General features: G+C 52.1%; 15 protein-coding genes. 1 reads left to right on the top strand and 14 read right to left on the bottom strand.

The window, feature by feature from the left end; all coding sequences use genetic code 11:
• Positions 1–118: 118 nt before the first annotated feature.
• From MNU25_RS06940 to MNU25_RS06880, 13 genes are all read right to left on the bottom strand, one after another.
• Positions 119–1,354: a multidrug effflux MFS transporter gene (locus MNU25_RS06940; protein ID WP_240984402.1), complete on the bottom strand. Its 1,236-nt coding sequence runs from the start codon at positions 1,352–1,354 to the stop codon at positions 119–121.
• A 71-nt stretch (positions 1,355–1,425) separates the two neighbouring features.
• Positions 1,426–1,749, bottom strand: coding sequence for a DUF6951 family protein (locus MNU25_RS06935; RefSeq protein ID WP_240984401.1), 324 nt, complete (start codon positions 1,747–1,749; stop codon positions 1,426–1,428).
• A gap of 40 nt (positions 1,750–1,789) precedes the next feature.
• Positions 1,790–2,512 (bottom strand): Vitamin B12 dependent methionine synthase activation subunit, encoded by a 723-nt coding sequence (locus tag MNU25_RS06930; RefSeq protein ID WP_240984400.1) that lies wholly within the window; start codon positions 2,510–2,512, stop codon positions 1,790–1,792.
• Positions 2,513–2,583: 71 nt separating this feature from the next.
• Positions 2,584–3,528 carry a uroporphyrinogen decarboxylase family protein gene (locus tag MNU25_RS06925; RefSeq protein ID WP_240984399.1) on the bottom strand — a complete coding sequence of 315 codons (945 nt, stop codon included), beginning with the start codon at positions 3,526–3,528 and terminating at the stop codon, positions 2,584–2,586.
• An 81-nt stretch (positions 3,529–3,609) separates the two neighbouring features.
• Entirely contained in the window at positions 3,610–5,436 is a 1,827-nt protein-coding gene (locus MNU25_RS06920; protein ID WP_240984398.1) for an ASKHA domain-containing protein, read from the bottom strand.
• A gap of 108 nt (positions 5,437–5,544) precedes the next feature.
• Positions 5,545–6,174, bottom strand: coding sequence for a cobalamin B12-binding domain-containing protein (locus tag MNU25_RS06915; protein WP_240984397.1), 630 nt, complete (start codon positions 6,172–6,174; stop codon positions 5,545–5,547).
• A 42-nt stretch (positions 6,175–6,216) separates the two neighbouring features.
• Positions 6,217–6,396 (bottom strand): hypothetical protein, encoded by a 180-nt coding sequence (locus MNU25_RS06910; RefSeq protein WP_240984396.1) that lies wholly within the window; start codon positions 6,394–6,396, stop codon positions 6,217–6,219.
• Positions 6,397–6,413: 17 nt separating this feature from the next.
• The gene (locus tag MNU25_RS06905) at positions 6,414–7,589 is read right to left on the bottom strand and encodes a uroporphyrinogen decarboxylase family protein (protein WP_240984395.1); all 1,176 of its coding nucleotides are present in this window, start codon (positions 7,587–7,589) and stop codon (positions 6,414–6,416) included.
• Between the two features lie 106 nt (positions 7,590–7,695).
• Positions 7,696–8,487, bottom strand: coding sequence for a dihydropteroate synthase (locus MNU25_RS06900; RefSeq protein ID WP_240984394.1), 792 nt, complete (start codon positions 8,485–8,487; stop codon positions 7,696–7,698).
• Positions 8,488–8,908: 421 nt separating this feature from the next.
• Positions 8,909–9,556, bottom strand: coding sequence for a cobalamin B12-binding domain-containing protein (locus tag MNU25_RS06895; protein ID WP_240984393.1), 648 nt, complete (start codon positions 9,554–9,556; stop codon positions 8,909–8,911).
• A gap of 21 nt (positions 9,557–9,577) precedes the next feature.
• On the bottom strand, positions 9,578–10,333 hold the full coding sequence (locus tag MNU25_RS06890) for a GntR family transcriptional regulator (RefSeq protein ID WP_240984392.1): 756 nt from the start codon (positions 10,331–10,333) through the stop codon (positions 9,578–9,580).
• A gap of 308 nt (positions 10,334–10,641) precedes the next feature.
• The gene (locus tag MNU25_RS06885) at positions 10,642–11,883 is read right to left on the bottom strand and encodes a uroporphyrinogen decarboxylase family protein (RefSeq protein ID WP_240984391.1); all 1,242 of its coding nucleotides are present in this window, start codon (positions 11,881–11,883) and stop codon (positions 10,642–10,644) included.
• Positions 11,884–11,950: 67 nt separating this feature from the next.
• Positions 11,951–12,586 carry a cobalamin B12-binding domain-containing protein gene (locus MNU25_RS06880; RefSeq protein ID WP_240984390.1) on the bottom strand — a complete coding sequence of 212 codons (636 nt, stop codon included), beginning with the start codon at positions 12,584–12,586 and terminating at the stop codon, positions 11,951–11,953.
• A gap of 459 nt (positions 12,587–13,045) precedes the next feature.
• Between MNU25_RS06880 and MNU25_RS06875 the strand changes: the two genes are divergently transcribed.
• Positions 13,046–13,645: a hypothetical protein gene (locus tag MNU25_RS06875; RefSeq protein WP_372503652.1), complete on the top strand. Its 600-nt coding sequence runs from the start codon at positions 13,046–13,048 to the stop codon at positions 13,643–13,645.
• Here the strand turns inward: MNU25_RS06875 and MNU25_RS06870 are convergent.
• Complete coding sequence (locus MNU25_RS06870) at positions 13,584–15,239, bottom strand: IS1634 family transposase (protein ID WP_240984389.1); 1,656 nt, start codon at positions 15,237–15,239, stop codon at positions 13,584–13,586. The genes MNU25_RS06875 and MNU25_RS06870 overlap by 62 nt on opposite strands.
• Positions 15,240–15,421 lie beyond the last annotated feature (182 nt).

Raw genomic sequence — 15,421 nt, 5'->3', positions numbered from 1 at the left:
TTATCCTTTAAATCCCGCTGAAAAAAAAGGTGGGCACGGTTTGACGCTTACCTATCAAGGGTTACAGACCCTACTTCAACATAAAATAGGCTAAAAACCTCTTATTTGTAAACCCCCGCTAGGCAACCGCCTGTTCCCGCTTTCCCCGGCCTCCTAAGAACACATAGAGAAGCAAGGCACAGACTTCGATCACGGCAATGATGATTCCCATCGGGACGGCTGTGTTGCTGCCGCCTAAACCGACGAGCGGGGCAACTATAGCCCCAAAGATGAAGGACAGGAGGCCAAGAACGGCTGAAGCGCTCCCGGCTGCGCGTCCATAGTTCTCCATCGCGAGCGATGAACCGGCTGTTCCCACGATGCCCACGCAGGAGACTACCACAAAAAGAGGCGGCAAGATGGCGAAAAGCCCTATCTTAAGCAGGATCACGGCTAAGAGGGCAACCCCTCCGGCCGCGGCGAGAGCAAGACCGGCAAGAAACAGGGTCCTCAAGCGGATGCGGTCTGCCAGCTTCCCGGTAATCTGGCCCGCCAGGATGATACCTAAGCCGTTCATGGCGAAGATCAAGCTGAACCCCTGGGGAGATACGCCGTAGATATTCTGGATGACAAACGGCGAACCGGAAATATAGGCAAACATCGCCCCGGTCACAAAGCCCTGGGACAGGGCGTACGCCATAAATTCACGGTCCTTCAGCAACGTGCCAAACGTCTCCAAAGTGTTTTTTAAACCGCCCCGGGAACGTGCCTCTGCCGGCAACGTTTCCGGAAGACCGAAGAGAACGCTCAGGAGCATCAGAGTTCCGACCGCAAAGAGTACGACAAAGACCCCACGCCAAGTCGTAAATTCCAAAAGCTGTCCTCCGATAATCGGTGCCAGAATCGGAGCGGCCCCGTTGACCAGCATTAAGCGGGCGGTAAACCGGGTCATCTCCGTCCCGGAATACAGATCTCTGACCACGGCCCGGGAGACGACGATTCCGGCCGAACCCGCCAGGCCTTGGATAAAGCGGAGAAGAATCAAACTCCAAACACTTGGCGTAAAGGCACAAAGAATGGAAGAAGCCGCATAAGCGACAAGTCCGACCAAGAGCGGCATACGCCGTCCGCGGACATCGCTTTGCGCACCGGCCAACAGCTGCCCGACTGAAAGTCCCAAAAGACAGGCCGTCAGGCTGAGTTGGGCCAGCGAGGCTGTTGTGTGCAGGTCGCGGGTCAACGAAGGCAGGGAAGGCAGGTACATATCAATGGATAAGGGACCGAATGCCGCCAGTGCCCCGAGAACAAAAGTAATTCCCAGCCGCCGGGCTCCCTTCATCTGACGCAGATCTTCGCCAAGATATTTTTCTTTCATCAATGCAACCACCCTTGCTGGCCGTGCTGTAACTCTAAGCTATATCCATATTCAGCTTTCGTCGAACGAGTTCACTCAGCATCGTCTTCAAATTCGAACGTGACATCCGCCGGCAGAGCCAGCTTGGCGGCGATCTCTATTTCTTTGATTATTGCGCTGGGAACCGGACAGGCGGCATGTTTACAGAACTTGCGGGCCAAATGATAGACCGGGGAATCCCCGACCTTGGCAAAACACTCCGCATACGCGTCAACCTGAGTGAGTTCCTCTTCCATCGGTTTCAAATTCGGACATTGGGTTCGAAACACGAGATCAACCTGACGTCCATTCTGGGAACTCGCCACAATTTCTGTGACAAATCCGCAGATCCCCGCCTTAACTCTCGCTACCTTCATGAATGACTCCTCCTCAAAATCTCTCTGGACATCCGGCTGCCTAAGTAGTGGGTGAGGCATAGCCGGAAACGACCCTGCTCATGGAGCAGTTTCCCCGTAATGCACAAAAATCACAATGCTTCTGGCCCTCTTCATGCTCCGGCAGCTGTTTCCCGGCTCCCATCACCATGCTGACCGATTTTCGGGGAAGCATTAAGTCGGAGCCGTTGAGCGTTATCCCGATCCGCTCCGGCTGAAGGATTTGGAAGAGAACCTTCTGGTCCTCCAGTCTCTTCCAGTAGGAATGCCCCGGCCCTAAGGGAATTGAGGTCCTCAGGCCCCTTTCGGCATAGTCCTTCTCCAACCGTCCCAAAGCCTCGGAACTCGCCAAAGCAATGGCTGCTGAGCCGACGGAATCCAGAACATACGCCCGGGTAAGGTCGTCATTTTCCTGATACATAGCAATCTTTTCGTCAATCTTTGGCCCGACCGTCATAACGAAGATGAGAAGTTTCTCGGCTGCCCCGGCGCACTTGACCAAAAGCCTGCTGCCGAGTCGAAATCCCCCTCTGAGAAGGAGCGCGTCTTCTGCCGCACCCTCAACCTCAATTTCCGTCCAGATCGCTTTCGGTTCCAGCAAAGCTGCCGTTTCCGCCAAGACATCTTCGTAAAGATCTAAGATGTTTTGACGGGGAAAACGCATCCCGTCATTTCCTTCCGCCCGCAAGACATCTTCGACTCGGATTCTTGGCAAAGGCAGATTTCGGATTACCGCTCCCGTCACATGTCCTCACCCCTTTCACGGAATCAATGGCCCGGAGGCTGAATCCGGAGACTGAGGGACAGCCTCCGGATTCAGTTGGGCAAGCCATCAATCGAGCGGTACAGCGCCCGCAACCCCTCGATGTCCATGCCTTCATAGAGGCCGCTGTTCGTTCCGAGGATGAATCTTTCGTTCCGGGCAAGCTGCCAAGCGGAACGCGTCAATTCTTCCCGCACAGCCGGGTCTCCGGCTCTCTCCGCATCACCCGCATCAAGATGGCCCCAGAGGCAGAGCCGGTTTCCCACTTTAGCCCGAAGGCTTTCCATCTCCATTCCGGAAGCCCGGTCAATACAATGCAATCCGGCAAAGCCGGAGGCAATGACATCCTCTATCACATCCCCATAGCGGCCGTCCGAATGATAAAAAACGGAAAGGCCTGCCTTCGCCGCCAGGGCCGCCTGCCTGGCGAGGGAAGGGAAGAAATGCTCTTTCAGAACCTGCGGCCGAAGCATGAGCCCGTTCGGAAAGGCAATGTCATCCGCCAAGATGATGCCATCCACCCCGCTCTCGGCCAGAAGCCGGATCTGGGCGGTGTTCACCTCCTCCACCGCGCGGATATGCCCATTGAGCTGCAAAGGAGAAGCATGGGGCAAGAGGAGAAAGTCCTGAAAACCCAGGGTGCGCAGACCCCACTCAAACGCTCCGTCGAGCAAAGCAAACGTGAATAAGGAAGTCTCCGCAATCCATTCCTTCAGCTCCGGCCAGATAATCTCATTCGGGCCAGGCAGGCGTTTTCCCTGCTCGGGATAAACAGGACCAATTGTGACGATATCCAGATTCATGCCTTTGACAAAAGCGTACCTCTCGCGGAACCCAACTACTCGGCAGTTCAAGGCCTTTTCGATGAGGGAGTCGGCTATGCACAGCTCCCCCTTCGGAACCCGCTCCTTCACGCCGCCGGTGATACTCCGGGCAACCCATGCCCGCTGCCTCTCCGCCTCCATTTGGTCCTTGTCCGGCACCTCATTCACACCCATTCTTAAAGTCCTCCGGAAATCCCGGGTGGCTGTGAAGCCGTTCAAATACTTCCCCTCGAGTCTTCTGTCATGCGCACAAGCCTAAAAAGAGAGGGCGTTGATGAATTCTTCCTGAAAGTCCGGATCCGTCGACAATTCGATATGCTTTGCCTGGCGGGCCAGCCTGAACGCCCGCTCTTTTTCCGGGAGGGAAAGCAGAGCGATTTTCGCACCGTCGCCTGCCGCATTCCCGATCGCAGCAATCCGCTCGAGAGGCACGGAAGGCAAGAGCCCGATGCCAAGGGCACTTTCTTTTCCGATATAGTTGCCAAAAGCTCCGGCGAGAAGCACTTTGTCGATGTCCCCGGCCTCGGCTCCCGCCTCCCGAAGGAGGATCCTGATTCCAGCCATGATTGCCCCTTTCGCAAGCTGCAGTTCACGCACATCCTTCTGGCTAATCACGATGTCTCCGCCTGTGGCCGAATCCTCGGCCCAAACAAGAACAAACTCCGTCCCGCCGCGCAGGCGTTTCTGCACCAAAGGCGGGAGCTTTTCCAGCTGAGCTTCTTTGGTGACAAGCCGGCCCGAAGTCTCAACAACACCGGCCCGCACCATCTCCGCCATGGCATCGATCAGACCGGAACCGCAAATTCCACGCGCTTTCGTCCCGCCGATCACTTCGACGAAGACATCCGAGGCAATTCGCACCCTCTCAATCGCACCCTCTGCGGCCCGCATCCCATGTTTGATTTCCGCGCCTTCAAAGGCCGGCCCGGCTGCTGTGGAACAGGTCAGGATGCTTCCTTTTCCGGCCAGGATAATTTCTCCATTCGTCCCAATATCCACCATGAGATTCAGGCCTGGTAAACGGTCCGCGTTTCCAGCCAGCATGACGCCGACAGTATCCGAACCGACATAGCCGGCAACGTTGGGCAGCACGGTCACGACGGCTGTGGGTAGAATCTTCAGGCCCAGTTCCCTGGACTCTATTTCCACCTCCTGCTGGAACACGGGTATAAAAGGGGCGGGAGCAAGAAAGGTCGGATCAATTCCCAGAAACAAGTGGCTCATGGTCGTATTGCCGACCACAACCGCCTGGTAGATTTCATCAAAGCCCACCCCGTGTTTTTCGGTCAACTGGGTTATGACTCCGTTGATCCCGCCGACCACCTTGGCCTGCAGTTCCCGCAGCTTTTCCGGGCCGCCGGCCGCATAGGTGATCCTGGAGATGACATCCGCCCCAAACACATTCTGGGGATTTGTCACAGCGCCGCTTCCAATAACCGTTCCCCTGTTCAGATCGACAAGGTAAGCCACCACTGTGGTCGTTCCTATGTCAATGGCCAAACCGAAAGAACGCGAAATCGTGTCTCCCGGCTCCACGGCGAGCAGTTTGGCCCCGTCCAGCACGGCCGTCACTTTAAACTTACCCTGGCGCAGTTTTTGCGGTAACGAGGCGGCAACAAGCCGGCTGAACGCAACATGATCGACCGGAAGGGCCCGGCTTAGGCGTTCCCAGTCCGCAGTCTGTTCTTCCACGGTCGGAGGGTCTAAAGCGAGCGCAACTTTGCGAATGGCCGGGGCGTGTTCCCAGGCCTTTTCGGAATCGCGCATACCGGCTTTACGGTCAAACGCATCTTTCTGCTCCTCCAAGACAACGAAGGTATCCTCCGTCAAAATGTGCTGGCAGGCCAAAACCCAGCCCGACTCGATTTCAGCGGGCGTGAGAAACTTCTTTTCGGCAGGCGTTAAATCTTCCGCGTTCCCTATTTTTCCGGTCTGCAGCCGCACTTTGCACTTGCCGCAGGTCCCTTTCCCGCCGCAGGTGCTTTCCACCCGGACTTCCGCCGCAATAGCCGCTTGAAGGATACTCATTCCCTCCTGAATGCGAATTGTTTTGTCTGCGGGCAAGAATCTTACCTCAACCATGCCTGGTTCCCCCTTTCTCCCCGGCCAGATAATAAAATGGGGAGATGCTTGACAGGCAAACTCCCCATTTTCCTCACGAGCCTCCGATGCGCACATGCATGCCCGGCATTAGTGGACGAATATTCCGTCCGCAATTTTTACCGCATCACTCGCATTATGAGCAAAATAGTCTGCCTTAACGTAGTCTCTCACAGACTCGTCCACATAGTTTCCGCCAATCACCACACGGGTATCCAGCCCGGCGGCCCGTATCTCTTCAATGATCCCCTTCATTCCCTCCTGGCAGGCAGTCAGAAGAACGCTCATTCCCACTAATGGAGCCCCATTGGCCCGGATCGCTTCAATGAATTTTTCGCCTGGGACATCGATGCCTAAGTCAATCACATTGTATCCGGCCCCTTTGAGGAGCATCACAACAATGTTCTTGCCCAGATCGTGGACATCGCCTTTGACCGTTCCGATGACAATGCTGCCGCGGTGCTTTTGATCCGCCCCTGCGAGGCGGGGCTCAAGAATGTTCATCGCATCTTTCATAATTTCCCCGCACATGACCAATTCGCTCAAAAAGTAAGTCCCAGCTTCAAAGCGCATGCCGACCTCAGTCATTCCCTGTTGCAGGTTGCCTACTATTTCTAAAGGCGAAGTTCCGGAATCCAGGCGGGTTTGCACGAGATCCAAAACCTTCTCGTCCTCCAATTCCGCAATCGCGCTCGCTAGTTCATCCGTCAGTGTAGCCATTTTAACGATTCCTCCCAATTTCCAAAGATAGTGTGCCCGCTTTTAACGGTGAACCCAATACCAGAGATAGACATAGGCAAAAGCGTCTATCTTCTCCCATTCCTTCTTTATAGTTTCAGGTTTGCCGGCAATCAGCCCGAACTCTTTCATTTTTTGTTCCCAAGGGATGCAGACTCCCGGAGGGTTGCCATGCGCATCCTCTTTTTTCGGCATGTCCGTCATTTTCATTACCTCCCCATTCAATAAGTCCCGAATTCTCTGGCTGCTTCAATGAGGGCAAACACATTTTCAGCCTTAACGTCCGTCTGCATAACCCCGGCGCTGTCAATGATGAAGGCTCCATCTGCGGCATAATCGTGGAGAAGCCGTTTGACATACTCTTTGACTTCCGCCGGTTTGCCATAGGCCAGCAACGTGTTGGGAACGTTCCCGCTCAAGCAGAACCTCCCGCCCAGCACTTCCTTGGCTTTAGCCATATCGGTCTGGTCCACATGGAAGACAATACTGTGAGCCGGAAGCTCGGCGATCGCCTCCAGGTAGGGCGTCCAGTTGCCTTCCGCGTAGAACATCGTCTGTTTGCCCAGCTTCCACATACCTTCAATGACCGCTTTCAGTGACGGCCAGTAGAACGTATCCCACTGTGTGGGATTAAGAAACGGAAAACTGCCGCGGTGCAGAGGCATGAAGCAAGGCAGCGTCGTGTCCCCGCCGGCTGTGGCCATGCCGTAGAAAATATTGTGACCAACCAGCATCTCGGTCGCGGCCAGGACTTTGTCCGGGCGTTTGCGCAGGTCCATCATAATTCCTTTGAGGCCCCGCAGCGTGTCGCCCAGCGTATCGAAAGGAGCCTTGCTTATACCGGAAATGGACCCGGGCATGCCGAAGTCTTTGGCCCAATGGGCGGCAGCCTGCTGGGCAGACCCATTCGCCATCATCATGGCCGCGGTTCCCTTAATCAAGGCCAGATTAGCCCGATAGGAACCCGGCTCGGCGAACTCTTCGTGAATGCGCGGGAGATAGGCTTCCAAAATCCATTTCGTCGGATCAGCTATGAAAGCATCATAGTCATCCGCCTTCATATACTCTTGTTCAACATATTGGAATTGACGGTTCTCTTCCAGCTCGCGTCCCGCAAACTTCAGGTATTTTGCTCCGACCGCATCATGCAGGCCGGCCCACCAGAGGCTGGGAGCCCCGCCGCAGACATCCAGATCGAAATCCGTAAGGATTTTGTCAACCGCTTCGTTGTTTTTATCCAAATCGTAATAGATGTCTTGCAACTTAATCCCGGCATAGGCCGCCATAAATTCGCTCAACTGCAGCCGGATCGGCACCTTGTCCGGCTTTCCTCCTTTGAGGGCGGTCGTATAGCGGTTTAACCTTTCTTGAAAAAGTTCTTCTTTGTCCATTGACATTCCGACACCTCCAACGTTATTTCCTAATTTGGCAAAGAACCCGAAACACACGATTTCTTTCCGCTGCCACCTCCTTCTGTCGGTCGCTCTGCCGGCCAAGGCGCTTCTAATCTTCCAAAGCGTTGCTGCGGAAGGCCTTCAAGTAATTGCGGGAAAAGCGGTCCTTGTTCAGGAGCAAATTCGTCGCAATCAGGGCGCTGGTGATCTTCGTATCCATCGGATCCATGATCGCCGCATCCATCCCGTGGCTCATGCAAATCGTCAGGAAATTACGGTTGATCAACTTGCGTTTCGGAAGCGAATGCGATACATTGCTCAGGCCTGAAACCGTTTTGCCGTTGAACAAGCGTTTTATTTCAGACAGACATTCAAAGAAGATGACACCGTTGTTGCTGTCCACAGCCAAGGGTAAGACCAGTGGGTCAAAATAGACCTTTTCCATGTCAATGTTTTCCCGCTTAAAGACCTCGACGAGCTCACCCGCGATCCGGATGCGTTCTTTGGCAGTTTTAGGAATCCCGTTATCGTCCATCGTCAAAGCGATAACGGAACAATCGTATTCCTTAATTAAAGGAAGCATGCCCTCAAGCCGGGCGGCCTCCATGCTGATGGAATTCAGCATCGTCTTGCCTTTTGCGGTCTGCAATCCTTTCCGAACCACTTCCGGACTCACACTGTCAATGCAGAGAGGAACATCAACGACCTCCTGCACCGCCTGCACGACCCACTCCATATCGTCTATCTCACTGTTTCCCTGTGCCGTATTGATATCGAGAAAGTCTGCTCCGCCGGCGGCCTGCTTCTTAGCCAGTTCTTTAATGAACTCAACATCTTTATTCAGCATCGCCTCCCGTACGGAGGGAATGGCACTGTTTAATTTCTCGCCGATGATAAGCATCTCAAAAACCTCCCCAAGCGTTCAAATCTGCCTTCCAGAAACCTAAAACTTCATTCTGGACCGTGGTTAGCCGCGAGACAGCCTTCACCCTTTCATCCGTCTATTCTGGTCCGCTTATCGAAAACCGAAATCCCGTTCGGTTAATTTCTCCATCCGCATCTTTTTCCCCTTTCTCAGGCCGAGCATTTTATTTTTGTCCAGTTTAAGTATCTTCATATCTTTGTCTATTTATCAAGTTGCGCGCAATAAACATCAAATGTTTGAAATATACTAAAACAAAAGGACCAATTTGTATATTTGTATAATTGTATATACAATTGATTTAATCGATTTTAACATGATGTCATGAGTGGGTCAATACCCTTCGACAAACTATTTAGAATCCTCTATTTAAAAATTTCTTCTGTTTTTTAGATTCCTGTCAGTTCTTTCGCTGCGGACAATCTGCATTCACGATTTCCCGGATAATTCGCAGCGCCTGAGACACATCACCGGCATAGTAGTCCACCCCGGTATATTCCCGCACCAGCTCACTGACCGTGTAGCCGCCGACAACCACCTTGACTTCGTCCCTCAGACCCGCCTCCTCCAAAAGGTCAACAACCTTCTTGATCGAGCCGACGCAGAAAGAAAGGAGAACACTGATCCCGAGAATGCAAGTTTTCGTCTCGCTGACAGCCTGAACAAACCGTTCCGGCGAAACATCGACCCCCAAGTCATAGACACGAAAACCGGACGAACGCAAGAGATAAATAATAATGTTTTTCCCCAGGTCATGGATATCACCCTCGATCGTACCCATGACAACCGTATAGCCGTTTGTCGCCTCCCCCTGCGGAATGTGAGGTTCGACAAGGCGCATCACGCCCCGGAAAATCTCCTCGGACATGATCAAATCCGAGAGAAAATACACCCCGTCGCTGTAGCGCCTGCCCACAATTTCTACCCCATTGCGGCAGCTTTCTACGATCTCTGTCGGGCTGACGCCCGCCTGAATCCGCTCTTCGACCAGGGCCAGGACTTTTTCTTCATCGAGTTCACCCATGGCCAATTCCAATGGCTCGTCCACTTTTTCTACCTCCTCCCGGCGTTACTCCTTTTGATACCATCCATCATAGCTTGTGATCTTGTACCTGTCCCCTCGGTAAATGGACTTGCTCCAACCAACAGGCTTGAGATCCGGATCAAAAACAGTCGTCTCGACCAGGAACAGAGGAGAACCGGCGGCAATCCCGAGCAGCGCCGCTTCTTCATTGGTTGCCACCACCGCCTTAAGGACCTTCTTAGCGCTTACCGGCAGGTAATCACTGTGGGAAGCAATCAAACCCGGCAAGGTCGGGTCATTGAGTTCCGACTCCAAAAGAGGTTTGCTTTTGGTGTAAATAATGTATTTGTTTTCAAGACTCAGGCGCTCATCTTCCGCAGCCGTGACCGTGCGAAAGTGCAAAATTCTGTGCGTCCCCTCACCCAGCCGGAACCTCTCTTTCAATTCATCATCCGCCCGGAGGATCTTGGCTTGCAAAAGGGTTGTTTTGAAGTTTAGTCCTCTTTGCGCCATCTCCCGGTTAAAGTTGTTCAGTTCGAAAACCACATTATCCAACTTTGGGCTTGCAACAAAGGTGCCTTTTCCTTGCAGCGCATAGACCATGCCTTCCGACACCAGTTCGGCGATGGATCTTCGCACCGTCATCCGACTGATTTCATAGCGGTTGGCAATCTCAATTTCCGTGGGCAGCGCTTCGCCCGGCTTAAACTCTCCCCGCCGAATTTGTTCCCTGATTAGTTTAGCCAGCTGATAATATATGGGAATGACTGAATTCTTGTCAATCGCTTCGCCTTCCTGCATGGTCAAAACACCCACTTCTATAGCTTCAGTCCGCGCAATATCGGTTTCTCGTTCATTGTCTGTCCGAGATTACCTGTGGATATTACTCGCCTTCAGGGACCAAAATACTCCAAATCGCATCGGGATCAATGGCAAAATATCTCGCAGTGGAGATAACTGGAGGTAACCCTAGAAGTGGAATGTTTCCCCCTGAGTTTGGCAAAGTGGTTCTTGCCCCTAAGAAACGAGAGGAAGGAAACCGGTGTTTCCCCCCTCCTGCAGAAACCGACCGGATACCTGGATATTCTCACAATAGTGCCCTTTCCCTACTAATATCTGCCATACTCCTTTGTAAAGTCAAACATCGCCCTAACATTTTCCACCTTAGCCTCTTCGACATTTACTGAACTGTCTAAGATAAAACCACCATCCTTGCCCACTACATCAATTAATTTCTTGCAATAGTCTTTTATTTCATCGGGAGTACCTAAACACAGTAAGGACACCGGTACATTTCCTTTTAGGCAAACTCTGTCGCCAAGAATTTCTTTGGCCTTAAACATATCTGTATTTTCCATGTGGTAAACAACTTTCCCCGGCGGAACGTCCTTCATAGTTTCGAGCCTTGAAGTATGGTCGGCCTCAACAAAAACAATCGGGGTCATCCCTTCCTTTATCAAGCCCAGCATTAGTTCCTTAAGTGTTGGCCAATAAAACGTCTCGAATTGTCGCTGGTTCATAAACTTGTCTGAGCCTTTATGAAGAGGGATAAAGATGAACGGATTTCCAGACTGTTTTCCTGCATTTACGCCCTGTTCAATCATCCAAGGCGTTAATTTGTCCAACGCCTTGAGGAGCTCGTCTGGTCGGCGATACATGTCCATCATGATGCCTCGTGTTCCCCTGAAATAATCACCCAGCGTGTCATAGGGTGCCTGGGTGAGTCCGCCCAGCGACAAGGGAAAGCCTCTTTTTCCCATTTCCTCGCTAAATTTGACCGTATAATTAAGTGCCTGTAAAGCCGCTTCTCCAACATTTTTTAAAGCACTCAACGCCTGCTGCAATCCGGGAGTGCCAAACGGTGCTAAAGAGCCCATGTTGAAATACGTAAAGCTATATTTTAACGGTGCTATTTGGCTAAATGGCTCAAACTCAGTGCAAATCCTGGGCCAATATTTTCTAATCAGCCAATCGGTGGGGTCGTCCAAGAAATGTCCATATTCGTCGGCTTTCATGTACTCCCCTTCAACAAATTGATAAGGTTTGTTGGCACTAAGGTGCCGGCCCGGCCATCTTAGCTGCTTAAATCCGACAGCATCTAACGTCGGTCCAAGATAGTAGATACTCGGAATATCGGCTAAATCAGGCTCGAAGTCTTCATGCACTTTGATTGCCGCTTTAAGCATCTTTTCAGGATCATACGTATATTCCTCGTATGTTATCCCGGAATAACTGGCGGCAAAATAGGCAAAGAAGGCAGTCACGGGTACTCTATCCGGGACCTTAAGGGCAACAGCATCTTTTACCCTTTTTAATCTTTCCTGGCATAGCTCTTCAGGACTTTTCGACATGATTGATTTTCCCTCCTCGACTTCAAAATGGCTGGGCCATAGTAAACGGCCAACGCTTGCTGAGGAATTACTTCACTGCGCTCCACTGTCTGGCAAGTTCAACTCCCTGCTGCGCGTCTTTGGCATAAGCATCGGCTCCCACACGCCTTGCCACATCTTCGTTCGTAGGAGCTCCCCCGATCATAATACGCACCTTGTCCCTAAGCCCAGCTTGCTTGATGACGCTTATTGTATTGGACATGGCCCCGAAAGCAATGGTTAGCAGGCCGCTCATTCCGACAACATCCGGCTGCACCTCCCGAATAGCGTCGACAAATTTTTGTGCGGATACATCGACACCCAGATCGTAAGTTTTGAAGTTATTTGCTTCCAGTAAAAACGCGACGATATTCTTGCCAATATCATGCAGGTCCCCTTCAACTGTACCTATGACCACTTTACCGGCATATGACTCGTCATCAACATCCCTATGAATCTTTGCTTTCGCAAGTTGTGAAATCTGTTCGAGTATCTCCCCGCTAAAAAGCATGTCCGGAATAAAGTATATATCTTCCTCGAAGCGTTTTCCAACTATCTCCGTAGCCATTCTGCAACGCTCTAGTACTCTTATCGGGTCGGCCCCGTCATCCAGCAGTTTTTTGGCTGCCTCGACTGCCTCCTTTTCCTTTAGATCGGCAATCAGGTTCACAAGCTCGTCTAACATCGTTACTTCCCTTCCTTTCTTGCGTGGCCTAAAGCACGATTTGTCTATTTGTCTAGACATCTTTATGACTAGAATACCACTTGGAAGTAATCTTGGCAATAGGCAATATTTTCGAACAACCGTGGTGATTCTTATTAAGCAAAGCGCTCGTGCGTAACTGGCGGATCGAATTCGAACCGGGACGGACCCGATTCGGATTCGGCCGAATTTGCGTTAGCTGCTTATACATAGCCCCATCCTTTCGTCATCAAGGGAGAGGTATGGGGCAAGACTGTCCCGGGTTACATGCCCCAAAGCGTGTTTGTTGCATAATGGAAATGGACAAAGTTGCAACTAAAATTCCCCACTTTTGCAACGGGGAAATCCCCAAAATTGCAAAGGCCATTGCAGGCACCTAAAACAAGCCTTACCCTTGTAGTTGAGATAAAGACTTCAAGGGAGGACAGGAGGATGCTCACAATGACCCAAGTCGATCTTATCAGAAAAGCTTTCTTTGAGGAAGGGCTAAATGTCAGTGAGCTCGCTGAACGGTTTAGTCACGACCGGAAAACAATCCGCAAATATCTCGAGACGGAGGATTGGAATGAACCCGTACCGGTTCAGGCGGTAGAAAGTATGAGAAAGTTTCCCAAGCTTGAACCGTACATGAAGGATATTGATGAGTGGCTGGAAGAGGACAAGCGGGCCCGGCGCAAACAGCGGCATACGGCCAGACGGGTCTTTGACCGGTTACGCAGCAAGTATGGAATCCGCTTCGATTGCTCTTACCGTACGGTAGCTGCTTATGTGGCCATTAGGAAAAAGGAATTGTTCGGTCAAAACAAGGGCCGGTTGCCGCTTCAACACGCTCCCGGTGAAGCGCAGGCAGATTTCGGAGAGGCCGATTTCTATGAGAACGGAGTCAAATACTCGCTTTCGGCAGTCCGTAGACACGGGAAGTGCCTCAAACCCTTATGGCATCTGGGCTTCAGGCACTTGTGGATAACGTACCGTGTACCTACACTTTTTGTCCCTTGGGAAGCGAAATATCCCATATTCTCGGGGGTTCCGGCAATTTGAGTGCTGAAAAAATACCCGTTTGCTCTTGGGTTAATTCTGTCCTTTGAAAGACTTTCCCGTCCGCCGATTCCCACTCGACGAGATAAATTTTCTCCAGTTCGGAACGAAGGTTGGCCCAAGTTTGTTGAGTCTCTACTTCTGCCAGGCGTACCAGGAGCAAAGCCAGCCAACACAGCAGGACATGGGCACAGATCCGATCGTCTTTTCGGTGGTAAACAGGCCGTAGCTCCAGAGTCGTTTTGAGCGTGCGAAAAGCCCGCTCCACTTCCCAAAGCTGTTTGAAGCCCAAGGTGATATCCTCTATGGAGAGGGTGTCATCCGAGGTGCGGATAAGGTATTTCCCGTCCAGCCTTTCCGCGGCTTTGACCGCTTTCTGGTTAATCCTAAGGTTGCCTTTAGCATCGATTTGCAAATATCGCTTGTAGACGATATGGCTGTAGAGAGCACAGTGGGCTTTGGTGTGCGCTTCTCCGTCCAGCTCCTTCAGCTTCGCGAGCTTCTGCTTCAGCTTCTCCAAGTGCTTGGTGCGGGTATGGGCATCACGCTTGGCTTCCGCAGGGTTACGGACCAGAACGTAGCGGATGCGGGCCTCACCGTGGCCGACAACGACTTCTTTCGCCTCCAGATTCTCTTGAAGCGTGCGAAACCTTCCGGGATGGGAGAGGGCCTCCTCGACTTCGGGCTTACCGGCTCTAAGACGTTCTCCAGCGATGTAGTGGCCCCCGGTCCTTTGCAGAATCCGCAAGTTCTCCTCGGAGGAAAAACCCCTATCCATCACACTCACGACCCGCCCCAACTTCCAACCCGCCAGATCCCGCTTGACTTCCGGGATAACCGACATATCGGAGGTATTGCCGGGCCAGACCCAAGAGCGAATCGGGATCCCGTCCCGTGTGACCGCCAGGCCGATCACAATTTGGGGCAAATCGGGCCGGCTGTCCTTCGAGTGACCCAGCGCCTTTAAGTCCTGTTCCTCATCGTCCCACGCGTCCATTTCAAAGTAAGTCGAAGTGGTATCGAAGAACAGGAGATCGACTTCAAGATGGAACAAGTCCGCTACGGCATAAAACACCTCTCGCTCAACGTCTTCCTGGGATTCCAAGAGGAAATCCATCGCGCGATAGCAGTGCTGAACCTCCACGTTCGCAAGGCCGGGAATGACTACCTTTTCGGGCACCCATTTCTCCAATTGCAGCTTGCTCAAAGGTGCCAAAGCCCGGTTAGCCACCATCGCGAACAGAGCGCGTTCCACCTCCGTGCGATACTCGCGCTCTTTCAAGCGGCGCTTCAAAATGCTATCGATTCCGAGTTTCCGCCAGAGCTGATCCAGAAACCAGGCACCGCCCAGCGGGCGACAGGAGAGGAGCTCCGGTTTCGGGGCCTCCACCGGATCGAGCGGTTCCCCGAGGAAACGCTGGATACTGCGTTCCAGCCGGCGAAGGGACTCCATATCCAACCGATCCAAACGTCCGAAATTAAAAAGGACATTCGCCTGCGGAGAGCCGGTTTCCGGATTACGAACGTTATGAGCTAACTGAACGTACTTAACCACACTATTATCTTTGTTCTTACGAGACGTCACACGTATATACATGCCTACATTTTACCACAAGTCAGACATACCTTCAAGTATTAATAAGGGATATCCACAGCTTATCCACATAATCGTGTGCCTACACATTTTCACTGTTTTTGCCTGTGGATAAGCCCTGAAACCCGCATGAATAAAGGCATCCATTTTTTTAACGGATGCCTAAATCCACGAAAAACTGTCGA

This window comes from Acididesulfobacillus acetoxydans (genome assembly GCF_902729405.1).
Classification (GTDB): Bacteria; Bacillota; Desulfitobacteriia; order Desulfitobacteriales; family Desulfitobacteriaceae; genus Acididesulfobacillus; species Acididesulfobacillus acetoxydans.
This window is presented reverse-complemented; position numbering and strand designations above follow the sequence as displayed.

Bases quoted from the DNA above. Each gene is read 5' to 3' on its own strand.
- MNU25_RS06940 (WP_240984402.1), bottom strand. From the start codon at position 1,354: ATGAAAGAAAAATATCTTGGCGAAGATCTGCGTCAGATGAAGGGAGCC.
- MNU25_RS06935 (WP_240984401.1), bottom strand. From the start codon at position 1,749: ATGAAGGTAGCGAGAGTTAAGGCGGGGATCTGCGGATTTGTCACAGAA.
- MNU25_RS06925 (WP_240984399.1), bottom strand. From the start codon at position 3,528: ATGGGTGTGAATGAGGTGCCGGACAAGGACCAAATGGAGGCGGAGAGG.
- MNU25_RS06920 (WP_240984398.1), bottom strand. From the start codon at position 5,436: ATGGTTGAGGTAAGATTCTTGCCCGCAGACAAAACAATTCGCATTCAG.
- MNU25_RS06915 (WP_240984397.1), bottom strand. From the start codon at position 6,174: ATGGCTACACTGACGGATGAACTAGCGAGCGCGATTGCGGAATTGGAG.
- MNU25_RS06910 (WP_240984396.1), bottom strand. From the start codon at position 6,396: ATGACGGACATGCCGAAAAAAGAGGATGCGCATGGCAACCCTCCGGGA.
- MNU25_RS06905 (WP_240984395.1), bottom strand. From the start codon at position 7,589: ATGTCAATGGACAAAGAAGAACTTTTTCAAGAAAGGTTAAACCGCTAT.
- MNU25_RS06900 (WP_240984394.1), bottom strand. From the start codon at position 8,487: ATGCTTATCATCGGCGAGAAATTAAACAGTGCCATTCCCTCCGTACGG.
- MNU25_RS06890 (WP_240984392.1), bottom strand. From the start codon at position 10,333: ATGCAGGAAGGCGAAGCGATTGACAAGAATTCAGTCATTCCCATATAT.
- MNU25_RS06885 (WP_240984391.1), bottom strand. From the start codon at position 11,883: ATGTCGAAAAGTCCTGAAGAGCTATGCCAGGAAAGATTAAAAAGGGTA.
- MNU25_RS06880 (WP_240984390.1), bottom strand. From the start codon at position 12,586: ATGTTAGACGAGCTTGTGAACCTGATTGCCGATCTAAAGGAAAAGGAG.
- MNU25_RS06875 (WP_372503652.1), top strand. From the start codon at position 13,046: ATGACCCAAGTCGATCTTATCAGAAAAGCTTTCTTTGAGGAAGGGCTA.
- MNU25_RS06870 (WP_240984389.1), bottom strand. From the start codon at position 15,239: ATGTATATACGTGTGACGTCTCGTAAGAACAAAGATAATAGTGTGGTT.